Source organism: Microvirga calopogonii (assembly GCF_003347665.1).
Lineage (GTDB): Bacteria > Pseudomonadota > Alphaproteobacteria > Rhizobiales > Beijerinckiaceae > Microvirga > Microvirga calopogonii.
Window position 1 is genome coordinate 15357 of record NZ_QDGA01000012.1, and the last position, 25665, is coordinate 41021.

Consider the following 25665-nt stretch of genomic DNA (forward strand, 5'->3'; position numbering starts at 1 on the left):
AGCGGTCGCTCAAAAGGATCGGGTGGAGTTCAAATCCTTCTGGACCTGCTACCATGCACCTGTCAGATCCCTATGGCTCGATCGGAGGAGGAACAGCATGTCGAGAGCACCTGGCGGACGTCGGACGACCGATCCCCTGAAAGCGGCAGAGGCAGCATTCAAGAAGGTCACCGCGAAGCCGATCGAAGGACCTCCCAAGACAACGGCGATCCCGGGCGTGAAAGAGACCATCACATTGCGCATCGACCAGGACGTGCTCGCGTATTTCCAGGAGGACGGTCCGGGCTGGCAGGAGCGTATCAACGCAGCCCTGCGCAAAGCCGCCGGGAAATCCGGCGACTGACTCTCTTCAACCGCTTTGTTGCGCGACAGGAATTGCCAAAGGCTGCTTACCACCGGTGCCGAGGTTCGTCCTGTCGCATGTCATCGGCAAACTCGGACCGATCTTCATGGGGCTCATATCGACGGATGCGCTGCTGCTCATCGGTCCAGCGCGGCTCGCGTCGCAGCTCCGGTTCGCTGTCGCCACGAACGCCATTCAAGAGGGCAAGGCTGCCCTGCAGAGCGGAGCGAATCGCATCGATCGCGACATCGGCGATGTCGCGCAGGCGGAGATCCCCGATGCCGCTCCCGACGCGTTGCTGAGCTTGGCCGTAGGAAACATCCGGGGCACGCTCCGGAATCAGGCTCGAGAACACGCCGGCTCCACCCACGATGGCGAGCAGAGCCAGAGGAACCACAAGGCGGAACGCCAAGCCGATGACCCTGGTCACGACAACGTAGCCGATGATCAGGACGATTGCAGTCGCGATAATACCTGTGCTCAAGGTGCCTTTAACCTCGTAATGGTCGGTGGGGAGTGCAGGCCATCGGGGAGATCAACGGCTTTTTTATGAACCCGATGCGTCGACACGGGCAGGACGAGCCCGGGAGCCGATGCTGCAATCCCGGACGTGCGCATCGTCGCGAGTGGAAAGCGGGGTTCCACATTGCCGCACGATGCGCTAACAGAGTGCCAGCGCGGCCGTGGCGGAATTGGTAGACGCACTACCTTGAGGTGGTAGCGGGGAGACCCGTGGAGGTTCGAGTCCTCTCGGCCGCACCATTCATTCAAATGTCGAGCGCGGCCTCCCGGAACCGGGATCATCGATGGCAAATGAGAAAACGAGAGAGCGCCCCGACCGAAGCGCTGTCTCAAGCCTCGATTGGGGCGCTCATGTGCCAAGGGAATGACGCACATCCTGGATGTAGGTCGCTCATTGGAGCAGACAATCCCACATTCCTGCCAAGTTCTGGCCAACCTTGAGACACCGTGCGAGCGTGTTGAGGGCGGCATTCAACACCGACAGTTCCACGCGATTCATAGGAATGACCGATACACAGATCTTCGCTTTTCTGGTGATGCCTTTCCTGTTCGTCCTGTCCTGCAGTGCTGTGTTCTTCAGCCGTGAGAGGACGAAGCCGGAGAAACCAGTCGCGCCTCGCAAGCCTGTGACTCGGCCAAACGCATACACGCGCAAGCCACGCAATCGATCGACGTCAGCCAAGCGGTCCGACGCGGCAGAGAATTAGCCATGCCTCTTGCGACAACGCGCAAGGGAGTTCATCGCGCGGCATGTTCAAGCCTCAGGACGCACGCAGCCATCGGCGTGGATCGGTTCGTTTGGACGGGTCGCCGGACAACGTGCGGCAGAGATCCTCCATCGACGCGAGATTATGGATGGGACGGAACTCGTCGACATGGGGCAGCATCGTGCGAATCCCGGCGGCGCGAGCCTCGAAGGAGTCGAATCGGAGGAGTGGGTTGAGCCATATGAGGCGTCGGCAGGAGCGCTTGAGACGATCCATCTCGAAGGTCAGTTCCGGCGTCACTTCCCGCTCGAGACCATCGGTGAAGAGCAGCACGATAGCCCCCTGACCGAGCACCCGGCGCGACCAGTGGCGGTTGAAGCTGTGGAGCGCATGGGCGATGCGTGTTCCACCCTCCCAGTCCTGCACGCGCTTCGAGGCGCGGGCGAGGGCCTCGTCCGGGTCGCGGCTTGTCAATTCGCGGCTGATGTTGGTCAGCCGGGTTGCAAAGACGAAGGAATAGACCCGTCGTCTCTTCTCGGCGACGGCGTGCAGGAAGTGCAGGAAGACGCGAGTGTAATCCGCCATGGAGCCGGAAATGTCCATGAGTGCCACCACCGGCACGTGCCTGATGGTCTGAGAGCGATAGGCCAAGTCGATCGCGGCCCCGCCGCCGCGTAATGACCGTCGGAAGGTCCTCCGCGGATCAATGCTGCGGCCTCGCGGATCGGCCAGGAATCGGCGCGTGGTCACCTCGTCATCCGGCAGGGATATGCCGGCGATCAAGCGCTTGGCGACGGCGACCTCCGTGGCCGACATTTGCGCGAAATCCTTCGCTTTCAGGACTTCACGATCCGATACCGTCAGGCGGGCGGAGAATTCCGTCTTCTCGACCGGATCCGGCTTCTCCTGCTGGGGCGTCGCGAGGGCCTCGGCCACGCGCAGGGCACCGGCCTGCGGCTTCTTCTCCTCTCTTGCCGCGCCGGGAGCGATGGGCGACATCTGCGCGATCAGCTTCTCGATCAGGGCACGCCGCCGCCAGAAGATCCTGAAAGCCTGGTCGAACAGGATGCTGTGCTCGTGCCGTTTTACGAGCACGGCATGGAGTGTCCAATAGAAGTCTTCACGAGGTCCAATCCCCGCCGCTTGAACCGCCGTAACGGCATCGAGAACTGCCCCGGGGCCGACCGGCAGACCTGCGGCTCGTAGGGCCCGCGCGAAATAAGCGATGTTGTCCGCAAGGCGGCCTTCACCCTGACCGGTGGGATCGGTCACGTGGGTGTCCTCAACACGCTCTGAACCCGATCCAGCATATCCTTCGCCCGGCTGCCCTGCATCCTCTGGATGTCGTCCTGGTATTTCAGGAGAACGCCGAGCGTATCCGACACCAGGGCGGGATCGAGCGCCACCGCATCGAGTTCCACGAGGGCCGAGGCCCAGTCGAGGGTTTCCGCCACGCCTGGCGCCTTGAACAGATCCTCCTGACGAATCGACTGAACGAAGGCGACGATTTCCTGGGACAATCGGTCCGAAGCCTCCGGGATACGGCTCCTGAGGATCGCGAGTTCCCGCTCCGCATCCGGATAATCGACCCAATGGTAGAGACACCGCCGCTTGAGGGCGTCGTGAATCTCGCGTGTGCGATTCGATGTGATGATGACGATCGGCGGATGCTCCGCTTTGATCGTGCCGAATTCCGGTATGGTGACCTGGAAGTCGGACAGCACCTCCAGAAGGAAGGCCTCGAAGGCCTCGTCGGTGCGGTCGAGTTCGTCGATCAGGAGAACCGGCGCGCCGGCGGTATCGGGCTCGAGAGCCTGCAGGAGCGGACGCTTCACCAGATAGCGTTCTGAGAACAGGTCGCTTTCCAGCGTGTCGCGCTCCACCGCACCGATGGCCTCGGCCAGACGGATAGCCATCATCTGCCCGGCATAATTCCACTCATAGACTGCCGACGCGACATCGAGCCCCTCGTAGCATTGCAAGCGAATAAGGCGCCGTCCGAGCGCAGATGAGAGCACCTTCGCAATCTCGGTTTTGCCGACGCCCGCTTCTCCCTCCAGAAAGAGCGGCCGCCCGAGCCTGAGGGCCAGAAAGAGCACCGTCGCGAGGGGGCGGTCGGCCACGTAGCCGGTGCTTTGCAGAAGGGTCAAAGTGTCGTCGATGGAACCGGGTTTGTCGGCCACGGGCTTTGCTGCTCCTAAAGGCACGATGCCCGAGGCGAGCCCGGGCATCGAGTCACCATCCTTCTAAAGTGGCCGTTCAGCCTCGTGCGGCGGCCGCCTGGACGGCCCTGCGAGCCATGACGCCGACGAGGTGGGCCCGATAGGCGGCATCCGCATGGATGTCGCTGTTCATCTCGGTCTCCGACACGGTAACGGCGGCGAGGGCCTCAGGGGTGAAGTTTCCGCTCAGCGCCTGCTCCAGTTCGCTCGCGCGGAACACGCCGTTCGAGCCTGCGCCTGTCACAGCGACACGCACTCCATCAGCATGCTTGGCCACGAACACGCCCACGAGAGCATAACGCGACGCCGGGTTGCGGAACTTGGCATAGGCCGCCTGGGAGGGAATGGGGAACGAGATCCCGGTAATGATCTCTCCCTCTTCCAAGGCCGTCGTGAAGATGCCTTGGAAGAAATCGTCTGCCGCGATCTTCCTCTGGTTCGTGATAATCGTCGCGTTCAGGGCCAGGCAGGCGGCCGGATAATCCGCCGAAGGATCGTTGTTGGCGATCGATCCGCCGATGGTGCCACGGTTGCGCACATGCGGATCGCCGATGAGTTCGGCCAGTTCGGCCAGGGCCGGGATCGCTTCCTTCACTTCTGCTGAATTCGCGACCTCAGCATGTTTCATCATGGCTCCGATGGTGAGCGTGTCGCCGGAGCGCTCGATGCCGCGCAGTTCGGCGATCTGACCGAGATCGATCAGGTTGGCGGGTCCGGCGAGCCGCAGCTTCATCGTCGGCAGCAGTGTATGTCCGCCGGCGAGAAATTTGGGATCCTCGACCTGACCAGTGAGGCTGACGGCCTCCTTGATGCTCGTCGGGCGGTGGTATTCGAAAGCGTACATCCCATCCTCCCCTTATTCCGCTGCCACGGGCATGCGTGCCTTCTGGGCCGCACGCCACACCGCCTGAGGCGTCGCCGGCATGGCGATGTCCTCATGGCCGAGGGCATCGGTGATCGCATTGATGACGGCCGGTGGCGCCGCGATGGCGCCGGCTTCGCCGCAACCCTTGATCCCAAGCGGGTTCGAAGGGCAGGGGGTCACCGTCATGCCGACCTGGAAAGACGGCAGGTCGATGGCGCGTGGCATGCAGTAGTCGTTGAAGCTGGCTGTGATGAGCTGCCCGCTCTGGTCGTAGACGGCGCCTTCGAGAAGCGCCTGGCCGACGCCCTGTGCGATGCCGCCATGGACCTGGCCCTCGACGATCATCGGGTTGATGATCACGCCGAAATCGTCCACCGCCGTCCATCGTTGGATGCTGGTCACGCCCGTATCCGGGTCGATTTCCACTTCGCAGATATGCACGCCCGCCGGGAAGGTGAAGTTGGTGGGATCGTAGAACGCACCTTCCTTCAAGCCGGGCTCCAGATCCTGGCCCGAGAACTTGTGCGCAATGTAGGCCTGGAGTGCCACTTCTCCGAAGGCCAGCGAACGGTCGGTGCCGGCCACGCCGAATCGTCCGTCCTTGAATTCGATGTCGCCTTCCGACGCTTCGAGCACGTGGGCTGCCACCTTCTTGCCCTTGGCAATCACCTTGTCGATGGCCTTGGCAATGGCCGACATGCCGACGGCCCCAGAGCGCGATCCATAGGTGCCCATGCCGAACTGCACCTTGTCGGTGTCGCCATGGACGATGCTGACTTGGTCGATGGAAATGCCGAGCCGGTCCGAGACCAACTGGGCGAAGGTGGTCTCGTGGCCCTGGCCGTGGCTGTGCGAGCCCGTTAGCACCTCGACGGAGCCGGTGGGGTTGACGCGCACCTCGGCAGATTCCCACAGGCCTACGCCCGCACCGAGAGATCCCACGGCCTGCGAGGGAGCGATGCCGCAGGCCTCGATGTAGCTCGAGAATCCGATGCCCCGAAGCTTGCCGCGACGGGCGCTCTCCTGCTTGCGCTGTTGGAAGTTCTTGTAATCGGCGATCTCCAGCGCCTTGTCGAGCGAGGCAGCGTAATCTCCCGTGTCGTAGGTCATGATGACCGGCGTCGCATGCGGGAACTGCGTGATGTAATTCCGGCGGCGGAACTCGGCCGGATCCTGGCCCAGTTCGCGGGCTGTCTTCTCGACGAGCCGCTCGACCACGAAGGTGGCTTCCGGTCGACCCGCCCCGCGATAGGCATCGACGGGCGCCGTGTTCGTGTAGACCGCATCCACCTCGCAGTAGATGGCTGGAATGTCGTACTGGCCCGACAGGAGCGGAGCATAGAGATAGGTCGGCACGGACGAGGAGAAGGTCGAGAGATAGGCGCCGAGATTGGCTGTGGTGTGCACCCGCAGGCCTATGATCTTGCCGTTCTCGTCGGTTGCCATCTCCGCGTGGGTGACGTGGTCGCGGCCGTGCGCGTCGGACAGGAAGGCTTCCGAGCGGTCGGACGTCCACTTCACCGGCCGCTTGACCTTCTTGGCCGCCCAGACGCAGACCGTTTCCTCGGCATAGATGAAGATCTTCGAGCCGAACCCGCCGCCCACATCCGGTGCGATGACGCGCAGCTTGTGTTCCGGCGCTACGCCGATGAATGCCGAGAGAACAAGCCGGGCCACGTGAGGGTTCTGGCTCGTCGTGTAGAGCGTGTAATTGTCGGTCCCAAGGTCGTACTCGCCGACGGCCGCGCGGGGCTCGATGGCGTTGGGCACCAGCCGGTTGTTGACGAGGTCAATCTTGGTGACGTGCTTCGCCCGCGCGAAGGCTGCTTCCGTCTCGTCCTTGTTGCCGAGATGCCAATTGAAGACGGTATTGTCGGGCGAAACGTCGTGCACCTGGACTGGCGTCTTCGTGGCCTGTGCCGTGTCGACGACGGCCGGGAGAACGTCGTAGTCGACCACGATGGCCTCCGCAGCGTCCTTGGCTTGGGTAAGCGTTTCGGCGACCACTACCGCCACATGGTCTCCCACGTAGCGCACCTTGCCTTGGGCGAGGGCTGGATGAGGCCCGGCCTTCATCGGAGAGCCGTCCTTGGAATGGATCATCCAGCCGCAGATGAGGCCACCGATCTTGTCGGCGGCCAGATCATCCCCCGTGAATACGGCGACCACGCCCGGCATGATCGTGGCCGGGCCCGTGTCGATGGAACGGATCACGGCATGTGCGTGGGGCGAGCGGAGGAAGTATGCATATGTCTGGCCAGGCCGGTTGAAATCGTCCACGTAGCGCCCCTGGCCGGTGACGAAACGCTGATCCTCTTTCCGGCGGACGGGTGCGCCGATCCCTGTTGCGGTCATGCTGTCCTCACTTGTCTTCATGGGCCTCATGAGGCGGGAGCGGGGACCTCGTTACTGACGTCGGTGAGACTACGCCTGCTTCGAGGCTCGCCCGGGGCTTCCACCCGCTAATGAGGGCGTCGCGTCTTCGGTGAGCCTGTCGGTCTATTCCGCCGCCTGCCGCATGGGTGCCTGGGCCATGCCCTGAGCGCCGGCGGCCACAGCCTTGACGATGTTGTGATAGCCCGTGCAGCGGCACAGGTTGCCTTCGAGTTCGGCCCGGATGGTCTGCTCGTCGAGAGCGTTGCCCTTGCGGTTCACGATGTCGATGGCCGACATGATCATGCCGGGCGTGCAGTATCCACACTGAAGGCCGTGATGCTCGCGAAAGGCCGCCTGCATCGGGTGCAGCTCGCCGCCTTCAGCGATGCCCTCAATGGTGGTGACGACGCTGGAAGCCGCCTGAACGGCGAGAACGGTGCAGGACTTTACGGCCTGTCCGTTCAGATGAACGACGCAGGCACCGCATTGGCTGGTGTCGCAGCCCACATGGGTTCCGGTAAGTCGAAGATTGTCGCGCAGGAATTGAACGAGCAGGGTGCGGGGATCGACGTCTGCGGTGACGGATTGACCGTTCACCGTCAGGGAGACGGTGGTCATGCGTGGTATCCTCCTCTGGTGCCAGCAGCCCGGCCAACCTTCAGGTGGTCTCAGGTACCGGCAGATATTCTTGTTGGACGGCCGCATGAATGCGATCCGTCGAAGCCGAGTGTGGCCTTCTCCGGTTGAACGGTCAAGTATCGGGAGATGGCGCAGAATGACCCATAGAACGATCACGCATCGGAAGTCGCAGGCGAGAGTATCCTGGCGAAGTTCGCGAAGAACTCGTCGGCATATTTCTTGGCGACACCATTGATGAGACGGCCGCCGAGCTGGGCGATCTTGCCGCCCACATTGGCCTCGACATCGTAGATGAGCTTCGTTCCGCCCTCGATGTCTTCGAGCCGTACCTTTGCCCCACCCTTGGCCCAGCCGGCCACGCCCCCCTGACCCTCGCCGCCGATCGTGTAGCCGTTGGGCGGGTCGAGATCGGTGAGGGTAACGCCGCCCTTGAAGGTCGCCTTGACGGGGCCCACCGATACCTTGGCGGTCGCCTGGAATTCCGTATCGCTGATCTTGTCCAACTCCTGGCACCCGGGAATTGCCGCCTTCAGGACCTCCGGATCGTTGAGGGCGGCCCAGACGGCTGACCGGTCGGCTGGAAGCTCGACTTCACCCTGCATCGTCATCGCCATGTTTGGTTCTCCTCGTGTCTCAGTCGAACCGCAGAGTAAGTGCAAATCGAATGGCGCGTCATCTGCCAAGCGTTGCTGCGGTGCACACACGGTTCGAGGCCCTAGGAGTGCCGCGCGATGGCGGCCTGTTCCGGTCCGGTCGCTTCCGCCCTGGCAAGCGCCTCCACGACGGCGTCGAAGGTCAGGAGGATGGAGGCATGACGGGATTTCAGATCCCGCGCCGGTTTCAGGAGCCCCAGTTCGGCCCATTTGCCCGAAGGAGGCTCCCCGCCATCCTTCAGCATGCGACGCATGTCCTCCCGGAGTGCCCGTAGTTCATTCACGGTCGAGCCGACTACATGCCGTCCCATGATCGACGAGGAGGCCTGACCGAGGGCGCAGGCCTTCACCTCATGGGCGAAGGCACTGACGACATCTCCGTCGAGTTTGAGGTGAACCGTGACCGTCGACCCGCACAGCTTCGAATGAGCCTTGGCGCTGGCATGGGCGTCCTGCAACGTCCCCTGAAGCGGTATGTCTGCCGCCAGTTCCAGGATGCGGCGGCTGTAGATGTCGTTCAGCATCCCGGCCGTGTTCCATCCGACGAAGGTGCTTGTTCCTGACAGATGAGACGCCGCTGCACTGTATCTGTCAATGATACGATAGGTGCCTGCTTCAATGCCGGTTGCCGTCGCAGGACCGGAGGTGGCAATATCGAACATGGGCGGCCGCGGACGGCGCTCCAGAGGATCGAGTGCAAAAGCGGGAACGATTTTGCGTGCGATCCTCAGAACCAGAAACGTAAGGCATCGGACGTGACTTCGAATTGATGTCCGATGCTCTAGATACATCTGGCCCGCTTTTTGGGCTTCACGATGCACTTGCCACCGGGGAGGATCATGCTCTCGACCGATTTGGACATCCTCAAGACGGCGGAAGCCTGGAGACGCGAGGGCAGGGGGGTTGCGATCGCGACCGTAGTCGAGACCTGGGGATCGGCACCCCGACCCGTAGGCAGCCATCTGGTCATCGACGAAGACACGAACTTCCTTGGCTCCGTTTCCGGCGGTTGCGTCGAGGGAGCGGTCATCACGGAGGCTCTGGACGTGATTGCCGATGGGAGGCCACGCATGATCGAATTCGGAGTCGCCGACGAGACCGCCTGGCAAGTCGGCCTGTCCTGCGGCGGGCGGATCAGTGTCTATGTAGAGCGGGTGGACTAAGCAGCATGCGCCTGAGCCTCCTGTCCGATCTGAATGCAGAACGTGCCGCCCGCCGCGCTGCCGTCCTCGTGACCGATGTCGAGTCGGGCGGGCAGCGACTCGTCCGGGAGGCGGATATCGGGGACGACCCGCTGACCCAGGAGGTTCTGGGGGCTCTACGCCAGGGCAAGAGCGGTTTCATTGAGCGGGATGGCCGCCGGTACTTCCTGACCGTACAGGCGCCACCTGTGAAGGTGATCGTCATCGGGGCCGTCCATATCAGTCAGGCCCTAGCGCCCATGGCCAAAGGCCTCGACCTCGACGTCACCATCGTCGATCCGCGCACCGCATTCGCGACGCCCGAACGCTTTCCCGATGTCCCGGTCTTGGCCGAATGGCCCGATGTCGTCTTGTCGGACCTCGGGATCGACCGGTACACGGCCCTCGTCGCGCTCACCCATGACCCGAAGATCGACGATCCTGCGCTCACGGCCGCTCTGCGGTCGGCGTGTTTCTACATCGGAGCGCTGGGCTCGCGTAAAACCCATGAACGCCGAATTCAGCGCCTGATCGCATCCGGGTTCAGCGAAACGGACCTCGCTCGGATCCATGCGCCCATCGGCCTCGACATCGGGGCCGTTTCGCCTGCGGAGATCGCGGTTTCCATCTTGGCCGAAATCGTCGCAAGCCTGCGCAAGGAGCGGAGGCGCTCCACGTGAAGTTTGGTCAGGTTCCAGTCGAGGAGGCCGTTGGGGCCTTGGCGGCTCACAGCGTCAGGGCCGGCGAAACGGTTGTGAAGAAAGGAACCCTCGTTACATCCGAGATCGCCGGACGGCTGAAGCAGGCCGGTGTCGAGACACTCATCGCAGCCCGTTTCGAACCCGGCGACATCGCCGAAGACGAGGCCGCCTCCCGGCTCGCGCATGCTCTTGCGGGGAGCAACGTCATCGTCGAAGCACCCTTCACGGGGCGCTCCAATCTCTATGCCGAAACCTCGGGTGTACTCGTCATTGATGTCGATGCAATCCACGGGTTCAACGCCGTCGACGAGTCCATGACGGCCGCCACCCTGCCGGCCTACAAGCCAGTCGTCGCGGGCGAGATGATCGGCACCGTCAAGATCATTCCCTATGCCATTCCAGGGGGGCTGCTGCAGAAGGGAATCGCGGAAGCCGAAAACGGCGCCTTGAGAATCGCACCCTACAGGCGGCGTAAGGTAGTGGTCGTCTCAACGCTTCTTCCCGGGCTCAAGCCGAGCGTCGTCGATAAGACTCTGGCCGTGTTCGGCAGGCGACTGGAGCCGGCGCATGCGCGCGTGGAGCAGGATTGCCGCGTGCCCCACGAAACCGCCCCCCTGGCCGAGGAACTGGCTCTCCAGGCAAACGGCCAGGCGGAGCTCATCGTCGTCTTTGGAGCCTCGGCCATTGCCGACCGCCGTGACGTCATTCCCTCGGCCATCGAGAGAGCCGGCGGACGAGTGGAGCATTTCGGCATGCCGGTCGATCCGGGAAATCTGCTGCTTGTCGGATCAATCGCCGGCAAGCCCATCATTGGCGCACCTGGTTGTGCCCGGTCTCCGAAGGAGAATGGCTTCGACTGGATCCTGCACCGCCTTCTGGCCGATGTGCCGGTAACCCAGGCGGACATCATGTCCCTTGGGGTCGGGGGGCTCCTTATGGAGATCGTTTCCAGGCCGCAACCACGGGCAGGAGGGCAAAGCGTAAGCGAGGAGTGAGCGAAGCGCGCCGCAAGCATCCGCTTCGCAAGTGATCTCAGACCTGGCGCATTTTATTTGCGGCTGTTGCTCCAGGAGAGAGGATCAAGTGAAGGAGCACAAACAGAACGTCCGAGCGCTGTCTTTCGGCAGGTCAATACATTGCGGGGTAGGTGCCGATCCTCCGCATGCCCATCTTTACCTGATGGCCCAGCATCGATGTCAGTGCATCTTCGATCCCGTCTCGAGTGAGAGGATCGCTTTCTGTAATCCGGGAGGGAGCGGTTGCTGAAGAAATTCGGCGTACATCTCGCATAATGTCGTTCCGATCCGCTCCTGAGCTTCAGCTTGCATGTCGTTCCAGAGACCATCGCCTCGCCATGCATGAGGCACAACGATGATATGGCCCTCCGGCCAGTCTTCGTCTGCTCCAAGGTCCATCGATATCCCCATCACTGGCTCACTTTTCAGAGTGGAAATTCAACTCATTTTCGCGGAGTCCGTTCCGGTTCGTTCTGCAGATTTCAATAACTTATGTTTATTTTTCATTTGTTACTAAGTAACAGGAACGTGAGGAGCTTGGCCACGTTGCTTCCATCATCGTAGGAGGCGGGGATGCTGAAGCTTAAAGTTCCACTTTCAACACAGGCAAAACCTGGACGCGTTTTGGCTCTGGCCCTGATCCTCCCGGCCATCGTCGGGAGCATGCCCGCCCAGGCTCAAGGGATCTTCGCATTCCTTCAAGCACTCACACAGCCCGCTGCACCGTCTCCGCCGCCGCAATCCTTCGGGTACCAGCCCGATCCTGCGCTTGAGCGTTCGTACCAAAAAGCCCGGCCCCGCCCGAAGCCCGTCGTTCTTGAACAACCGGAGACCAAGAAACCCGTTGAGCCAAAACCGGTCGGCGAGATCGCCAATCCTGTTCCGGCTCTTCTGGCTGACAGCACCTTGCGTCCTGGTGACATGGTGATGTTCCCGGATGGCCTGCGCGTGTTTACGGGCCGACCTGGAGGCCCGCACAAGCTCACCGACTTCAAGCCCCTGGCCCAGGCAGGCAAACACCTGTCCCGTGAGACCCGCAAGCTTGTTGCTCATCTTCTCCCGGCTGAAAACATTGCGTGGAATACGGATGCTGTGAAATCCGGTGGCATGCTCGCAGCCAACACGAATGATGTCTCTACCACGGGAAGCGTGAACAGGTCTGCAAGCAGAAAGGACTCACGTTCACGATAACGCCTCTCCAAGGGGAAAGAGTTCCCAGCTTGTCCGAGCCGCGCAGGAGGCATCGACCAGGTTCGTGATGCGTCAGGCCTTCATCCGGGAACCAGGACGCTTGCTACCTGCTTCCACCTTTTGTGCCGAACTCTCCTCCACGGTAGGATAGACGCCTGCCAGGACCTGATCGAAATGGCGGCGCAGCGCATTGTTGCAGCCGCAGGACAAGCCGTTCAAGCTATCCAGATCGCGGACGCGGACGCCTCCTCTTCGCGTCTCCAGCAGATGCCGGCGTTTCAACGACTGGATGACCCGGCTGACATAGCTTCGACCGACTCCCATCATGCTGGCCAACTGTTCCTGGGTCAGGGGAATGTCATGGTCGCCCGTTCGATCAATGGCGGCTAAAAGCCATTTCACCGTGCGCTGCTCGATCGTATGAACCGCATTGCACGCTACCGACTGGAACACCTGTGCAAGCATGCAGTCCGCATAGCGGGCAAACAGTTGCCGCAGGCTCGGTGATCGAACTTCGAACTCCTCGAGATCCGCTGTGGAGAGGCGCAGGAACGGACCAGGGAACTGGATCTCGGAGCGGGCAAAGGCCGGAAGGCGTCCTTGGCTCACGATGCCACCAACCGCTCCCTCGCGTCCGATCAGGGCCGTTTCCACCGTCAGGCCATCCTCGAGCTCGACCACGAATGAGACCAGGCTGGGCCCACAGGGGAAGTAGACGAACCTGACTTCATCTCCAGGCTGGTAAAGCATGGCTCCGGCTTCTCCCTCCCATTCCTGAAGTGAAGGCGCCACGATGGCCAGGTCATCAGGTCTGAGAGCGCTCAGGAGATTGTTGCAGGCAATCCGCTCCCTGAGGCGCGATGGGATCATGGCAGGCTGCATCGGGTGTCTTCCCTCCACTCCTTCGGCAGGTCCAACGCGCAAGATCAACTTGCGTTCAACTGTGAACATAACCTCCGAACTGTGTGCACAAGTAGACAGACAGCGCCGTGGTTCATGTCTACAAGGGCACATAAGCGCCTCACCATGTGGGCTGCCCTTATCGATGAGCCGGACGTCAGACCCAATGAGTAATATGGGCCCTAAGGCGTTGACTCGGTCGTAATCGAAATCTTTGACCCGTTGAGACCCTCATGACGCTTCCGTCGCATTCCGATGCCACGCCGATTCCGACCGGGGTCCCCGGTCTCGACGATATTCTCGCCGGCGGGTATGCCGCCAATCGCGCTCATCTCATCGAAGGGCGTCCCGGATCCGGCAAGACGACGTTGGGCATGCAGTTTCTGCTCGCAGGTGCGAAGCAGGGGGAACGCTGCCTGTATATCACCCTGTCCGAGAGCAAACGGGAACTCATGTCCGTTGCCTCCCGCCATGGCTGGGTTCTCGACGGCATCGAGATCTTCGAACTGGTGCCGCCGGAGCTGAGCCTCGACCCGCAACAGCAGCAGAGCCTCGTCTACTCGTCTGATCTGGAACTTGGCGAGACGGTGCGGATGGCGCTGGCGGAGATCGAACGGGTGAAGCCGAGCCGGGTCGTGTTCGACTCCCTGTCCGAAATTCGGCTCCTGTCCCAGGGCTCCCTGCGCTATCGGCGGCAGGTGCTGGCTTTGAAGAGCTATTTCCTGCTCAACGATGCCACGGTCCTGATGCTCGACGACCTCACATCCGAGCAGGACGATCTCAACCTTCACTCGATCAGCCATGCCGTCATCCGTCTTGAGCAGGTTGTTCCCGCCTATGGGTCGGAGCGGCGCCGGATCAGCGTTACCAAGATGCGCGGCACCGCTTTCCGGGGCGGCTTCCATGATCTCGTCATCCAGCGTGGCGGCCTGCGGATCTTTCCCCGTCTTGTAGCGGCAGATCATCACACTCCATTCGCATTCGAGGTGATCGCCAGCGGTATCGATGAACTCGACACCATTCTCGGTGGTGGCTTGAGCCGCGGGACATCCACGCTTGTGGTCGGTCCCTCAGGGGCCGGTAAGTCGACGCTCGCGCTCGGCTACCTCTGGGCTGCCTTGGAGCGCGGCGAGCCTGGACTCATGGTCAGCTTCGACGAGACAACCGGCATTCTGCTCCAAAGGGCAATGGGCGTCGGCTTCGACCTGACGCCCCATGTGGAATCCGGGCGGCTACGCATCGAGCAGATCGATCCCGCGGACGTCTCGCCCGGCGAGTTCTCCGGACGGGTGCGGGATGCCGTGGAGAAGGGCGGGGCGAAGGTCGTTGTGATCGACAGCCTGACCGGGTACCTGAACGCGATGCCGGAGCAGCCCTTCATCGTGCTTCAGATGCATGAACTGCTCACTTATCTGAACCAGCAAGGCGTGGTGACGGTCCTGATCCTGGCCCAGCACGGGATGGTCGGCCAGATGGTCTCGCCTATCGATCTCACCTATTTGAGCGACGCGGTTGTTCTGCTTCGCTTCTTCGAGGCTGACGGGCGTATCAGGCGGGCCTTGTCGGTCGTGAAACGGCGCACGGGCGCGCACGAGGACACGATCCGGGAGTTCCGGATCGATAGTCAGGGTTTGCGCGTTGGTCCACCACTGGAGCAGTTCCGAGGTGTGTTGACGGGCGTGCCGACATTCGAGGGCCGTCGCACCTCACTTCTTGAGGGGCGTGAGACCGACAATGACGCAGGCCGATGAGGTGTCCGTGCTGATCCTCGCTCCGCACGGGCGGGACGGCACGGTGGCAGCGGCCATTCTCGGCGAAGTCGGAATCAAAGCCACAATCTGTTCCGATCTCGAAACACTCGTCGCGGGATTGGATGCGGCCGCGTGCGGTGTGATCACGGAGGAGGCGCTGCTCAGTGCCGACCGGCGGGAGCTTGCCCGGTGGGTTGAACGACAGCCGCCCTGGTCCGACTTGCCGTTCATCCTGCTGACCTATCGCGGCGGCTCGCCAGTCGAGCACCTCACCGAGTTGCTCGGGAATGTGACGGTGCTGGAGCGCCCGTTTCATCCGACAGTCCTGGTGAATGCCGTACGGTCGGCCCTGCGGGCGCGCCAGCGTCAGAGAGAGGTGGAGACCTATCTCGAAGAGCGGCAGCGGACGCATGAGCGTCAAGCCCTGCTGATCCGCGAACTGCATCATCGCGTCAAGAATACCCTTGCGACCGTGCAGGGCCTGCTCGGGGCCACGGCCCGTTCCACGCGCTCCGTCGACGAATTCTATCACTCCTTCGCCGACCGGATCGTGTCCCTGTCCAATACGCACAACCTCCTTACGGAGGATTACTGGCAGACGGCGCCACTGATCGAGATGTTCAGGAATGAGCTGTCCCATTACGACGATGGTGCGCAACAACGGATCACCCTCGACGGGCCACCCGTGGAACTTTCGGCGGACCTGGCCGTGCCGGTCGGAATGGCCGTGCACGAGCTGACGACGAACGCGGCCAAACACGGGGCACTCTCGGTTCCAGGTGGACAGATCACCGTGATTTGGACTGTGCGTGATCTAGAGGCAGGGCGCCGGCTCGACATCAAATGGCTGGAGCGCGGCGGCCCGCCAGTCGCGAAGCCCAGTCGTAAAGGCTTCGGCTCCACGTTGCTGCATCGGGTTCTGACCCACCAATGCCATGCGACGATCAACATCGCTTATGATCGCGAGGGGCTCTCCTGCCATATGGATATTCCTCTCGTCGAGGAACGGCTTGTGCCAGAGTACTGAGTGTCACAGGACATATCCGGTGGTTCGGGTTCCCATTCATCCTTGCATCAGCCTAGGTGACGCATTTGTATTTCCTTGATTGCCAATGCTTGACAACTAGATGCTCTCTCTCACTGGACTTGTCCTCATGGCCTTCGATCCAATCCGCAACGCCTCGCTCACGGCGGAGCTGAACCCGTTCATTCGTGCTCAGATCGCGTCCTGCCGGCATCGGGACGGCGACGCGGTCGGGGCGAACCTGCGCCAGCTCTGGAGACCGGAGCAGCGAAATCGGAAAAAGGGAGCCGCGCTGCGCTCGGAGCATGCTCGCGGATGAGGGACAGCAAGCCTGTTTTTCCTGCCAGTCCTGGTTTCCTGTCTGGTGGTGGTGAGATGGGGGCACTGGTCCGGTCACATGACTGGTCCGCGACCTCCCTTGGACCTCCCGCGACTTGGCCGCAGGCCCTGAAGACGGCCGTGAGCCTCATGCTTCAGGCCCGCCAGCCGGCTTATGTCGCTTGGGGGAGCGAACAGATCTCGCTCTACAACGACGGCTACATTCCCATTCTTGGCAGCAAGCATCCAGCCGGGCTGGGTCAGCCTGCACCGACCCTGTGGGCGGAGGTCTGGGATACGCTGGGTCCGATCAACGCGGCCGTGCTCGCGGGCGAGGCGCAGTGGTTCGAGGACATGCCGTTCGCGCTCGCCGGTCGCGACCGGGACGTGAGCTGGTTCAGCTATTCTTACACGCCGCTGCGGGGTGACGACGACCGAATCATGGGCATTTTCTGCGTTGCTCAGGAGACAACCGCCAAGGTGCTGGCCGGTCGTCGCATGCAGGCTGATAGAGAGCGCTTGGCCCGGATGTATGAGCAGGCGCCAGGCTTCGTGGCGCTGCTGGAAGGACCGGAACATCGGTTCGGATTGGCCAATCCTGCCTACATGCAGGTGGTCGGCCATCGCGACATCATCGGCAAGACGATCGCCGAGGCGCTCCCAGAGGCTGCCGGGCAAGGCTATGTCGATCTGCTCAACGAGGTCTATCGCAGCGGCAGGGCTCTGAGGCTCACCGCCGCGAGGTATGCCGTTCAAGCGATACAAGACGGGCCTGTCGACGAAAGGTACGTCGACTTCGTCTACCAGCCGTTGACGGATGCCGCCGGCGCCGTGACCGGCATATTCGTTGAGGGGTACGACGTCACGGACCGCGTTCGTGGCGAGACCCACCGCCGGGCACTCGTCGAACTTGGGGAACGCATTCGCGACATCACCGATCCCGAGGAACTCTCGTTCGCCGCAGCCGAGATCCTTGGACGGACTCTGGAGGTGAGCCGGGCGGGCTATGGCACAGTCGATAAATCCGCCGAGACCATCACCATCGCACGCGATTGGAACGCCCCGGGCATCAAGACCATCGCAGGCATCCTCCATTTCCGCGACTACGGCTCGTACATCGAGGACCTCAAGCGTGGGGAGACTGCCGTGATCGCCGATGCCTACCTGGATCCACGAACAGCCGCGACGGCTGAGATGTTGAAGGGCATCAGCGCGCAGGCTTTCATCAACATGCCCGTGACGGAACGGGGAAACCTCGTCGCCCTGCTGTTTCTGAATCACTCCACGGCCCGCGAATGGCAAGAGGACGAGCTTGCCCTCGTGCGCGAGGTCGCCGAGCGCACCCGGACCGCGGTGGCGCGGCTGGAGGCCGAGCAGGAGCTGCAAGCGCTGGCCGCATCGCTGGAGCAGCAAGTCGCGGAGCGAGGCGCCGAGTACGACCGTGTGTGGCGCAATTCGCGGGACCTACTCGTCATCGTTGGTGCCGACGGCATCTTCCGGGCCGTCAATCCGGCCTGGACGACCATGCTCGGCCACCTGCCGAACGAGGTGGTCGGCCATAGCTTCCTGGAGTTCATCTGGCCCGAGGATGCCGCCCTGACTCAGGACGGTCTCGACGAAGCGGCCGCTGCGCATGATCTCACAAATTTCGAGAACCGCTACCGCCACAAGGACGGAAGTCCCCGCTGGATCTCCTGGCACACCTCTGTGGAAGGCGACCAGGTTTATGCCTACGGGCGCCATGTCACGGCCGAGAAGGAGGCCGCCGCAGCCTTGGCACAGGCTCAGGACGCCTTGCGCCAGTCGCAGAAGCTGGAGGCAGTGGGGCAGCTCACGGGGGGCGTGGCGCATGACTTCAACAACCTGCTCACGATCATCAAGTCGTCCACCGATCTGCTGCGCAAGCCCGGATTGCCGGACGAGCGGCGGCGGCGCTACGTCGATGCGATCTCCGATACGGTCGACCGTGCCGCCAGGCTGACCGGCCAGCTCCTGGCCTTTGCCCGCAGGCAGGCCCTGAAGCCGGAGGTGTTCGACGCGTCCGAGCGCATCCGCGCCATCACCGACATGCTGCGAACCGTCGTCGGCTCGCGCATTCGGATCATCGTGGAGATGAGCAGCGAGCGTTGCCTGATCGAAGCCGACATGAGCCAGTTCGAGACTGCTCTGGTCAACATGGTGGTCAATGCGCGGGATGCCATGAACGGTGAAGGCACGCTCACGGTACGGGTCGAGGAGGCGTCCGGGGTGCCGGCGATCCGTGGGCATCGCGGTGGGGCGGGTCCTTTCGTGGCCGTTTCGCTGAAGGATACCGGCGCTGGCATCGCGCCAGACGAGCTCGTCCGGATCTTCGAGCCGTTCTTCACCACCAAGGAGGTCGGCAAGGGTACGGGGCTGGGGCTGTCCCAGGTCTACGGCTTTGCCAAGCAATCGGGTGGCGATGTGGCGGTGGAGAGTGAGGTTGGCCGCGGCACAACGTTTACCCTGTATCTACCACGCATCGACGAAACAGCCGCTGCTGGGAACACGCGCAACGTTCCCTCCGGCTCGGCTCCGGAGGAGGGGCGTGGACGTCGGGTGCTCGTGGTGGAGGACAACGTCGAGGTGGGGCGTTTCTCGACGCAGGTCCTCCAGGATCTCGGCTACGAGACGACTTGGGCCGCCAATGCCACCTAGGCCCTCGCGCTTTTGCAAAGAGCGGACGATTTCGACGTCGTCTTTTCCGATGTGGTCATGCCGGGCATGAGCGGCATCGAGCTCGGTCAGGAGATCCGTCGGCGCTATCCAGACCTGCCGGTCGTCCTGACCTCGGGCTACAGCCATGTGCTGGCCGAGAAAGGGCGGCACGGGTTCGAGTTGTTGCAGAAGCCTTACGCGGCTGAGGAACTGTCGCGGATTCTGAGACGTATAACGGGAGGCCGACATCCTCCGCGATGACGATGGCTCTTCATCTCCACGACGATCCGAATATCCGGGCCGACGACGGTACGCAGCATGTTGGCGCTTGTTGATGGCGTGCGCGAGCGGGCGCCTGACGTCGGAATGCTCCTGACCCCTGGCTACAATGATGAATTGCGGATGGAAGAATGGCTTCTGCCGGAGCCGATGTGAATGAAGGCGACCGAGAGGCTTCATACTTTGTAGTCAGCCGGCTTCGACTACAGGGTTGTTTGTGATTCAGTTTCTTCACTCTAGTCATAGTGATAGTGCAACAGCGTCGGACACCATGCCCGGCAGGATTATCGTTGGCAGTATGATGATGCGACTGAAACCACTCTTCCTGGCGATCACTGGACTTATCATAGCAAGTCATGCCGGTGCTCAGACGCCTGACCGCAACAGCGACTGGTTTGTGAAGCAAGAGAAGTTCAACAAACGCATTGAAGCCAGCAATAGGCGGGCAACCCGGAGCGTTTGTGAGGATCTTTGCAAGGAGCCAAGGCGATCGGTGTATGCCGAACCGGAAGATTGGCACGAGCCGGACACCGTCGCCGAGGCCACTTACGAACCGACGCCTACACCCTATCAGACGCAAATCGAGAGCGATGGCATACAAGGTCAGAGTGAGTAAGGCTGTACTGGTGCCGTCGTCGGAGCATTGCTAGGACAATTCTTGCCTCGCAATTTACCCTTTGAGACGGCAGCGGCAAACTTACTTTGACGTGATTGTCTTGAAGCTGTTTGCTAGGTCGTCCGCGCCTTTAACGAGAAGTCCCAGGTCGGATCCGACCGCGACGAACTCATAGCCCCACTCGATGTAGCGGCGCGCATCCGCCTCACGCGGTGCAAGAATGCCGGCGGGCTTTCCCACAGCCTTGAGCCGCCGCACGGCATCTTGAATGGCGGCCTGCACCTCAGGGTGCTGCGGGTTCCCAATATGGCCCAAGGATGCAGACAGATCTGCGGGGCCGATGAAGACGCCATCAACTCCATCGACGCTTGCAATCGCCTCCAGTTCTGCGAGAGCCGCTGACGTCTCGATCTGCACCAGAACGCATGTCTCCTGGTCTGCCCGCTTCAGGTAAGCCGGCAAGCGGCCATACCCGCTGGGACGGCTTACCGACGTGATTCCGCGAATGCCTGCGGGAGGATAGCGACAGGCGGCAACCGCCTGCTCTGCTTCCCGGGCATTTTGAACGAACGGGATCAGAACCGCCGGCGCGCCGATATCGAGGAGACGTTTGATCAGAACGGGATCATTCCAGGCCGGACGTACGATGGGAGTGGCAGTGCCGCCAGAAAGGGCTTGGAGCTGGTTCAGGATTCCTGGCACCTCGTTGGGGGAATGCTCCATGTCGAGCAGAATCCAGTCAAAGCCGCTATGAGCAATGATCTCCGCCACAATGTTGCTGCAGAGGCTGCTCCAGAGCCCGATCTGCAGCTGCCTGTTCTGGAGAGCGGCTTTGAATGCATTGCGTTGAAGGTCCACCATCGGTCTTCCTTGAGTCTGGCGTGTCGCTGTGGCTCTTATACACGGGATGCTAGCGCATCGTGCGGAAAAGTGGACCCGGTTTTCCGCATCAACGATGCACCCATTATCGGATCCGATGCTTTAGAAGCTTGCCCAGGAGAGCCTCCGATTTTCCATGGAATCGTTCTGGATTTCGTTACCAGTGCACTCGCCGACACGATTAAAGAGCGGCAGGCCTGTCACCGCGGCGCGCTTCACTGTGCGAAGGAGAGCGGCTGGCTCCGCCGCAAAAACGGGGCTAGCTGGAGAAGAAGCTGGAACCCTCGTTGAACGATCATGCTGGAACGGCTCGGAGTCGCGAACTTCGAAAGCGCAGTGCCACTCCATGTAAGGACAGCGATGGGGCAACGGAGCGACGAGAACTGTCAGTGGAGCACGAGCAGCCAGCCGACCAGTGCCACGGGGGCGATAATGCCGAGAACGAAGGAAACGGCCGAATGAGCCATAGGAACCTCCAATTGGTTCCCTAAGGTAAACCCATGTGCCTCAGGAGGCGGTGCGCAGCAGCACATCCCATGGGAGGGGCCATCCCGGCTCACCGGTTCCCGCCCTCCGACGATCCCGTTTCAGAAGGGGAGGTGGCGGGGGTTTCGTCAGCCGATGTGCCGTTCCGGGCCTTGCGCTTCTTGCCAAGCCATTTGAACAGCATCCACCCCAAGCCCGAGCTGAGGGCGGCGATCACCACGAGGCCGGAACTCGGATAGTCGCGGAAGTTGATCCGCTTCGTACCGTTAAGCTCTTCCAGTTCGTCTTCCGGCTGGTCGTCTGTATCGGGCATGGAGGGCATCTCGTGGGGTTTTCCCCCATATAAGTCTCGCGCAGCCAGTTTCCATCATGTGACGAGGCACCGAAACAGGAAGAGCGTCGCGGCCTTGCGGCTGCGACGCTCCCGATAAGGTTCAGGGATGGCGTACTGGCTCGGCGGACTACCGGCCCCAGCGCAAGACCATCGGATCGAGGCGGCGAGCAACCTCGAGCAGGCCTTTGCGGGTGTCCGGGTGAAGGGGCTGCAACGGATGGCGCACGGCGTCGGATCGGATCACGCCGCCTTCCTGCATCAGCACCTTGGCGGCCAGCAGCCCGCATTGCCGGTTCTCATAGTTGATCAGCGGCAGCCAGCGCTCGTAGGCGGCAGCGGCCTCCTCCTTGTTGCCGGCCATGTAGGGATCGATGATCTTGCGGATCCCATCCGGGTAGGCGCCGCCCGTCATCGCGCCCGTCGCACCGGCATCGAGATCGGCCATGAGGGTGATCGCTTCCTCGCCGTCCCAGGGGCCTTCGATGGCGTTGCCGCCCAGCGCAATCAGCTCGCGCAGCTTGCCGGCCGTGCCGGGCACCTCGATCTTGAAGTAGGAGACGTTGGCGATCTCCTTGGCCATGCGGGCCAGGAAGGAGGCCGACAGGAAGGTGCCGGCCATCGGGGCGTCCTGGATCATGATGGGGATGGTGATGGCATCCGAGACCCTGCGGAAGAACTCGTAGATCCCGGCCTCCGACACGCGCAGCGTCGCGCCGAAGAAGGGCGGCATGATCATGACCATGGCGGCGCCCGCGGCCTCGGCCCGGCGGCAGCGATCGACGCAGATCTCGGTCGCAAAGTGGCTGGTGGTGACGATGACCGGAACCCGCCCGGCGACATGATCGAGCACCGTCGTCATCACGGCCTCTCGCTCGGCATCGGTCAGCAGGAATTGCTCGGAGAAGTTCGCGAGAATGCAGATGCCGTCGGAGCCTGCATCGATCATGAAGTCGATGGCGCGCTTCTGGCCTTCGAGATCGAGCCTGCCGCCGTCATCGAAGATGGTGGGGGCCACAGGGAACACGCCGCGATAGGGGCGCGTGGCGGTCTTGCCGGACATGGACATGGTTTCTCCCTTCACAATATTGATGGTGTCGCGTTCAATGGTTGTCTCGTGGAACGGGCGATCCTGTCCGTCCGACGAGAAAGTCCAGATCGACACCTTTGTCGGCCTGCAGAACGTGGTCAACATAGAGCTTGGCCCAGCCGCGATCGGCATGCGGTGAGGGCGCAATCCAGGCGGCGCGGCGGCGCTCCATCTCCTCGGCCTCGACGTGAAGATGCAGGCTTCGCGCCGCGACATCGAGCGTGATGAGATCGCCGTTCTGCACCAGCGCCAGCGGGCCGCCGGCGGCGGCTTCCGGCGCAACGTGCAGCACCACTGTGCCGTAGGCCGTGCCGGACATGCGCGCATCCGAGATGCGGATCATGTCGCGCACGCCCTTCCTGAGCAGCTTCTGCGGCAGCGGCATGTTGCCGACCTCGGCCATGCCCGGATAGCCCTTCGGGCCACAATTCTTCAGCACCATGATGCAGGTCTCGTCGATGTCGAGATCCTCGTCGTCGATGCGATGATGCAGATCCTCGATAGTCTCGAACACGACTGCCCGGCCCGTGTGCTGCATCAGTTCGGGCGAGGCGGCGGACGGCTTGATGACCGCGCCGTTGGGCGCGAGGTTGCCCTTGAGGATCGCAATGCCGGCTTCCGGCTTGAAGGGTTCCTCGAAGGTGGTGATCACCTCGCGGTTCCAGCACGGCGCGTCCTTCACGTTCTCCCAGATCGGCTTGCCGTTGGCGGTGAGAGCATCCTTGTGCAGCAGGCCGCGCTCGCCGAGCGTGCGCAGCACGACCGGCAGGCCGCCGGCGTAATAGAAATCCTCCATCAGGAAGCGGCCTGAGGGCATTAGGTCGACGAGGCAGTGAATGTCGCGCCCGAGACGGTCGAAATCGTCGAGGGTCAGGTCGACGCCGCACCGCCCGGCGATGGCGAGAAGATGCACGACTGCGTTGGTCGAGCCGCCGATGGCCGCGAGTGTGCGGATGGCGTTCTCGAAGGCCTGGCGCGTCATGAGCTTCGACAGCACGAGGTCTTCGTTCACCATCTCGACGATGCGCCGGCCGGCCATGCGGGCGAGATGGTTGCGCCGCGCGTCGGCGGCCGGGATCGCGGCGTTCTCCGGCAGACCGACGCCGAGCGCCTCGACCATGGACGCCATGGTGGAGCCGGTTCCCATGGTCATGCAGTGGCCGGCCGATCGGTTCATGCCGCCTTCCGCCTCGTGGAATTCCTGCAAGGTCACTTCGCCGGCGCGCAGCTGCTCGCTCATCGAAATGATGTTGGTGCCAGAGCCGATATACTTGCCGCGATAGACGCCGCGCAGCTGCGGGCCGCCCGACACGCCGATGGTGGGCAGGTCCGCCGAGGCCGCGCCCATCAGCAGGGCAGGGGTGGTCTTGTCGCAGCCCATGAGGAGCACGACACCGTCGAGCGGGTGAGCGCGAATCGCCTCTTCCACGTCCATGGCCGCGAGGTTGCGGAACAGCATGGCCGTCGGACGCATGGTGACCTCGCCGAGCGAGGAGACCGGGAATTCGAGCGGGAAGCCGCCGGCATCCAGAACGCCGTATTTCACATGCTCGGCGATGGTGCGAAAATGCGCGTTGCAGGGCGTCAACTCGGACCAGGTGTTGCAGATGCCGATCACGGGCCGGCCCTCGAACTGGTCCTGCGGAAAACCGCTGTTCTTCAGGAAGGAGCGATAATAGAACCCCATCTTGTCCTGACGGCCGAACCAGGCTTGGCTGCGAAGCGGGCGTTTCTTCTCTTCGGTCATTTCTTTTGGTGCCTTTGAAACTTTGTATCGCTCGGTTGTCGGGTGCATAAGGGCGCGACTTTGGTCGAATATGCGACCCATATGATTCATATAATAGTACTAATAGTCAGCTGATAAGGCTGCTAAAGTCGAAGAGCAACGACAAATTTAGGGAGAATGCTTATGAAGGCCCGTCATCTTTTGACGACGATCGGCATGGCTGCGCTGATGCTGTCCTCTGGTGCCGCTTATGCTCAGAATAAAATGACCATCGGGTTCTCTCAGGTCGGATCGGAATCCGGCTGGCGCGCCGCCGAGACGAAAGTTTCGAAGATCGAGGCCGAGAAGCGTGGCGTCGATCTGAAGATTTCCGACGCGCAGCAGAAGCAGGAAAACCAGATCCGCGCCGTTCGCTCCTTCATCGCGCAGGGTGTGGACGCGATCTTCATCGCGCCGGTCGTGTCGACCGGCTGGGATGCGGTTCTGAAAGAGGCCAAGGACGCCAAGATCCCGGTCGTGCTGCTCGATCGTTCCATCGATACGAAGGACGAGTCGCTCTATCTCACGGCCGTGACGTCCGACACGGTCTATGAAGGCAAGGTCGCCGGCGAGTGGCTCGCCAAGGAAACCGGCGGCAAGTGCAACGTGGTTGAGCTGCAGGGCACGGTGGGGTCGAGCCCGGCGATCAACCGCAAGAAGGGTTTCGATCAGGTCGTCGCTGCCAATCCCGGCATGAAGATCATCCGCACGCAATCAGGCGACTTTACCCGCACCAAGGGTAAGGAAGTGATGGAAAGCTTCATTAAGGCCGAAGGCGGCGGCAAGAATATCTGCGCGGTCTACGCGCATAACGACGACATGGCGATCGGCGCCATTCAGGCCATCAAGGAAGCCGGCCTGAAGCCCGGCAAGGACATCAAGATCGTGTCCATCGACGGCGTTCCGGACATCTTCAAGGCCATGGCCGACGGTGAGGCCAATGTCACGGTCGAGCTGACGCCGAACATGGCCGGTCCCGCGCTCGACGCGCTCACGGCCTTCAAGAAGAACGGCACCGCGCCGAAGAAATGGATCCAGACGGAATCCAAGGTCTTCACGCCCGAGACGGCGAAGGCCGAATACGACAAGCGCAAGGACCTCTACTGAAATCGTCGCATGATCCCGGCAGCAGGC

Annotated in this window: 23 protein-coding genes, 1 tRNA gene and 2 pseudogenes; 13 read left to right on the top strand and 13 right to left on the bottom strand. The window is 62.2% G+C overall.

Going from position 1 to position 25665, the window contains the following annotated elements; translation table 11 throughout:
- Positions 1-97 precede the first annotated feature (97 nt).
- A complete protein-coding gene (locus DDF70_RS12170) occupies positions 98-343 on the top strand; it encodes a BrnA antitoxin family protein (RefSeq protein WP_114945139.1) in 246 nt (81 codons plus the stop codon).
- 46 nt (positions 344-389) lie between these two features.
- Here DDF70_RS12170 and DDF70_RS12175 read toward each other — a convergent pair whose 3' ends face one another.
- Positions 390-827 (bottom strand): hypothetical protein, encoded by a 438-nt coding sequence (locus DDF70_RS12175; protein ID WP_114945140.1) that lies wholly within the window; start codon positions 825-827, stop codon positions 390-392.
- Between the two features lie 193 nt (positions 828-1020).
- Between DDF70_RS12175 and DDF70_RS12180 the strand changes: the two genes are divergently transcribed.
- Positions 1021-1105: transfer RNA gene (locus tag DDF70_RS12180), tRNA-Leu, on the top strand.
- Between the two features lie 521 nt (positions 1106-1626).
- On the opposite strand, the gene DDF70_RS12185 is transcribed toward DDF70_RS12180, so the two are convergent.
- From DDF70_RS12185 to DDF70_RS12215, 7 genes are all read right to left on the bottom strand, one after another.
- Entirely contained in the window at positions 1627-2844 is a 1218-nt protein-coding gene (locus tag DDF70_RS12185; protein ID WP_114945141.1) for a vWA domain-containing protein, read from the bottom strand.
- Complete coding sequence (locus DDF70_RS12190; RefSeq protein WP_114945142.1) at positions 2841-3803, bottom strand: AAA family ATPase; 963 nt, start codon at positions 3801-3803, stop codon at positions 2841-2843. Before DDF70_RS12190 ends, DDF70_RS12185 begins: the two co-directional genes overlap by 4 nt.
- A gap of 28 nt (positions 3804-3831) precedes the next feature.
- A complete protein-coding gene (locus DDF70_RS12195; protein ID WP_114945143.1) occupies positions 3832-4638 on the bottom strand; it encodes an FAD binding domain-containing protein in 807 nt (268 codons plus the stop codon).
- A 12-nt stretch (positions 4639-4650) separates the two neighbouring features.
- Entirely contained in the window at positions 4651-7014 is a 2364-nt protein-coding gene (locus tag DDF70_RS12200; RefSeq protein WP_114945229.1) for a xanthine dehydrogenase family protein molybdopterin-binding subunit, read from the bottom strand.
- Between the two features lie 144 nt (positions 7015-7158).
- Positions 7159-7653 carry a (2Fe-2S)-binding protein gene (locus DDF70_RS12205; RefSeq protein WP_114945144.1) on the bottom strand — a complete coding sequence of 165 codons (495 nt, stop codon included), beginning with the start codon at positions 7651-7653 and terminating at the stop codon, positions 7159-7161.
- 173 nt (positions 7654-7826) lie between these two features.
- Entirely contained in the window at positions 7827-8288 is a 462-nt protein-coding gene (locus tag DDF70_RS12210; protein ID WP_114945145.1) for an SRPBCC family protein, read from the bottom strand.
- Positions 8289-8389: 101 nt separating this feature from the next.
- Positions 8390-8851 carry an iron-sulfur cluster assembly scaffold protein gene (locus DDF70_RS12215; RefSeq protein WP_114945230.1) on the bottom strand — a complete coding sequence of 154 codons (462 nt, stop codon included), beginning with the start codon at positions 8849-8851 and terminating at the stop codon, positions 8390-8392.
- 315 nt (positions 8852-9166) lie between these two features.
- Here DDF70_RS12215 and DDF70_RS12220 point away from each other — a divergent pair, with 315 nt between their 5' ends.
- The 4 genes from DDF70_RS12220 to DDF70_RS36540 all read left to right on the top strand — a co-directional run bounded on the left by DDF70_RS12220 (position 9167) and on the right by DDF70_RS36540 (position 12416).
- Positions 9167-9490, top strand: a complete 324-nt coding sequence (locus DDF70_RS12220) for an XdhC family protein (protein ID WP_114945146.1) — start codon at positions 9167-9169, stop codon at positions 9488-9490.
- A 5-nt stretch (positions 9491-9495) separates the two neighbouring features.
- The gene (locus DDF70_RS12225; protein WP_114945147.1) at positions 9496-10188 is read left to right on the top strand and encodes an XdhC family protein; all 693 of its coding nucleotides are present in this window, start codon (positions 9496-9498) and stop codon (positions 10186-10188) included.
- Positions 10185-11204 carry a molybdopterin-binding protein gene (locus DDF70_RS12230; RefSeq protein WP_114945148.1) on the top strand — a complete coding sequence of 340 codons (1020 nt, stop codon included), beginning with the start codon at positions 10185-10187 and terminating at the stop codon, positions 11202-11204. Before DDF70_RS12225 ends, DDF70_RS12230 begins: the two co-directional genes overlap by 4 nt.
- A gap of 594 nt (positions 11205-11798) precedes the next feature.
- Entirely contained in the window at positions 11799-12416 is a 618-nt protein-coding gene (locus DDF70_RS36540) for a hypothetical protein (protein WP_162820360.1), read from the top strand.
- A 72-nt stretch (positions 12417-12488) separates the two neighbouring features.
- Here DDF70_RS36540 and DDF70_RS12245 read toward each other — a convergent pair whose 3' ends face one another.
- A complete protein-coding gene (locus DDF70_RS12245) occupies positions 12489-13286 on the bottom strand; it encodes a Crp/Fnr family transcriptional regulator (protein ID WP_245435460.1) in 798 nt (265 codons plus the stop codon).
- Positions 13287-13549: 263 nt separating this feature from the next.
- On the opposite strand from DDF70_RS12245, the gene DDF70_RS12250 reads away from it, so the two are divergent.
- The 6 genes and pseudogenes from DDF70_RS12250 to DDF70_RS12275 all read left to right on the top strand — a co-directional run bounded on the left by DDF70_RS12250 (position 13550) and on the right by DDF70_RS12275 (position 19980).
- Entirely contained in the window at positions 13550-15067 is a 1518-nt protein-coding gene (locus DDF70_RS12250; RefSeq protein WP_114945151.1) for an ATPase domain-containing protein, read from the top strand.
- Entirely contained in the window at positions 15051-16094 is a 1044-nt protein-coding gene (locus DDF70_RS12255) for a sensor histidine kinase (protein ID WP_114945152.1), read from the top strand. The genes DDF70_RS12250 and DDF70_RS12255 overlap by 17 nt, the downstream gene beginning before the upstream one ends.
- A gap of 100 nt (positions 16095-16194) precedes the next feature.
- Complete coding sequence (locus DDF70_RS12260; RefSeq protein ID WP_114945153.1) at positions 16195-16410, top strand: hypothetical protein; 216 nt, start codon at positions 16195-16197, stop codon at positions 16408-16410.
- Between the two features lie 527 nt (positions 16411-16937).
- A pseudogene (locus tag DDF70_RS39200) lies at positions 16938-17276 on the top strand (PAS domain-containing protein); the annotation flags it as partial.
- Positions 17277-17339: 63 nt separating this feature from the next.
- Positions 17340-19346: pseudogene (locus DDF70_RS12270) on the top strand (ATP-binding protein).
- Positions 19347-19662: 316 nt separating this feature from the next.
- Positions 19663-19980 carry a hypothetical protein gene (locus DDF70_RS12275; RefSeq protein WP_162820361.1) on the top strand — a complete coding sequence of 106 codons (318 nt, stop codon included), beginning with the start codon at positions 19663-19665 and terminating at the stop codon, positions 19978-19980.
- A gap of 81 nt (positions 19981-20061) precedes the next feature.
- Here the strand turns inward: DDF70_RS12275 and DDF70_RS12280 are convergent, their stop codons facing one another.
- The 4 genes from DDF70_RS12280 to DDF70_RS12295 all read right to left on the bottom strand — a co-directional run bounded on the left by DDF70_RS12280 (position 20062) and on the right by DDF70_RS12295 (position 24513).
- Positions 20062-20838 carry an HpcH/HpaI aldolase family protein gene (locus DDF70_RS12280; protein ID WP_114945232.1) on the bottom strand — a complete coding sequence of 259 codons (777 nt, stop codon included), beginning with the start codon at positions 20836-20838 and terminating at the stop codon, positions 20062-20064.
- A gap of 577 nt (positions 20839-21415) precedes the next feature.
- Positions 21416-21658, bottom strand: coding sequence for a hypothetical protein (locus DDF70_RS12285; RefSeq protein ID WP_162820362.1), 243 nt, complete (start codon positions 21656-21658; stop codon positions 21416-21418).
- 148 nt (positions 21659-21806) lie between these two features.
- Positions 21807-22745 (bottom strand): dihydrodipicolinate synthase family protein, encoded by a 939-nt coding sequence (locus DDF70_RS12290; RefSeq protein ID WP_114945156.1) that lies wholly within the window; start codon positions 22743-22745, stop codon positions 21807-21809.
- A gap of 34 nt (positions 22746-22779) precedes the next feature.
- On the bottom strand, positions 22780-24513 hold the full coding sequence (locus DDF70_RS12295; protein WP_114945157.1) for an IlvD/Edd family dehydratase: 1734 nt from the start codon (positions 24511-24513) through the stop codon (positions 22780-22782).
- 156 nt (positions 24514-24669) lie between these two features.
- Here DDF70_RS12295 and ytfQ point away from each other — a divergent pair, with 156 nt between their 5' ends.
- Positions 24670-25638 (top strand): galactofuranose ABC transporter, galactofuranose-binding protein YtfQ, encoded by a 969-nt coding sequence (gene ytfQ / locus DDF70_RS12300; RefSeq protein ID WP_205772418.1) that lies wholly within the window; start codon positions 24670-24672, stop codon positions 25636-25638.
- Positions 25639-25665 lie beyond the last annotated feature (27 nt).

Excerpts from the sequence above, each read along its gene's own strand:
- DDF70_RS12170 (WP_114945139.1), top strand. The coding sequence starts at position 98 with ATGTCGAGAGCACCTGGCGGACGTCGGACGACCGATCCCCTGAAAGCG.
- DDF70_RS12190 (WP_114945142.1), bottom strand. The coding sequence starts at position 3,803 with ATGCCCGGGCTCGCCTCGGGCATCGTGCCTTTAGGAGCAGCAAAGCCC.
- DDF70_RS12195 (WP_114945143.1), bottom strand. The coding sequence starts at position 4,638 with ATGTACGCTTTCGAATACCACCGCCCGACGAGCATCAAGGAGGCCGTC.
- DDF70_RS12200 (WP_114945229.1), bottom strand. The coding sequence starts at position 7,014 with ATGACCGCAACAGGGATCGGCGCACCCGTCCGCCGGAAAGAGGATCAG.
- DDF70_RS12205 (WP_114945144.1), bottom strand. The coding sequence starts at position 7,653 with ATGACCACCGTCTCCCTGACGGTGAACGGTCAATCCGTCACCGCAGAC.
- DDF70_RS12210 (WP_114945145.1), bottom strand. The coding sequence starts at position 8,288 with ATGGCGATGACGATGCAGGGTGAAGTCGAGCTTCCAGCCGACCGGTCA.
- DDF70_RS12215 (WP_114945230.1), bottom strand. The coding sequence starts at position 8,851 with ATGCTGAACGACATCTACAGCCGCCGCATCCTGGAACTGGCGGCAGAC.
- DDF70_RS12220 (WP_114945146.1), top strand. The coding sequence starts at position 9,167 with ATGCTCTCGACCGATTTGGACATCCTCAAGACGGCGGAAGCCTGGAGA.
- DDF70_RS12225 (WP_114945147.1), top strand. The coding sequence starts at position 9,496 with ATGCGCCTGAGCCTCCTGTCCGATCTGAATGCAGAACGTGCCGCCCGC.
- DDF70_RS36540 (WP_162820360.1), top strand. The coding sequence starts at position 11,799 with ATGCTGAAGCTTAAAGTTCCACTTTCAACACAGGCAAAACCTGGACGC.
- DDF70_RS12245 (WP_245435460.1), bottom strand. The coding sequence starts at position 13,286 with ATGATCCCATCGCGCCTCAGGGAGCGGATTGCCTGCAACAATCTCCTG.
- DDF70_RS12250 (WP_114945151.1), top strand. The coding sequence starts at position 13,550 with ATGACGCTTCCGTCGCATTCCGATGCCACGCCGATTCCGACCGGGGTC.
- DDF70_RS12255 (WP_114945152.1), top strand. The coding sequence starts at position 15,051 with ATGACGCAGGCCGATGAGGTGTCCGTGCTGATCCTCGCTCCGCACGGG.
- DDF70_RS12260 (WP_114945153.1), top strand. The coding sequence starts at position 16,195 with ATGCTCTCTCTCACTGGACTTGTCCTCATGGCCTTCGATCCAATCCGC.
- DDF70_RS12275 (WP_162820361.1), top strand. The coding sequence starts at position 19,663 with ATGATGATGCGACTGAAACCACTCTTCCTGGCGATCACTGGACTTATC.
- DDF70_RS12285 (WP_162820362.1), bottom strand. The coding sequence starts at position 21,658 with ATGCCCGATACAGACGACCAGCCGGAAGACGAACTGGAAGAGCTTAAC.
- DDF70_RS12290 (WP_114945156.1), bottom strand. The coding sequence starts at position 22,745 with ATGTCCATGTCCGGCAAGACCGCCACGCGCCCCTATCGCGGCGTGTTC.
- DDF70_RS12295 (WP_114945157.1), bottom strand. The coding sequence starts at position 24,513 with ATGACCGAAGAGAAGAAACGCCCGCTTCGCAGCCAAGCCTGGTTCGGC.
- ytfQ (WP_205772418.1), top strand. The coding sequence starts at position 24,670 with ATGCTTATGAAGGCCCGTCATCTTTTGACGACGATCGGCATGGCTGCG.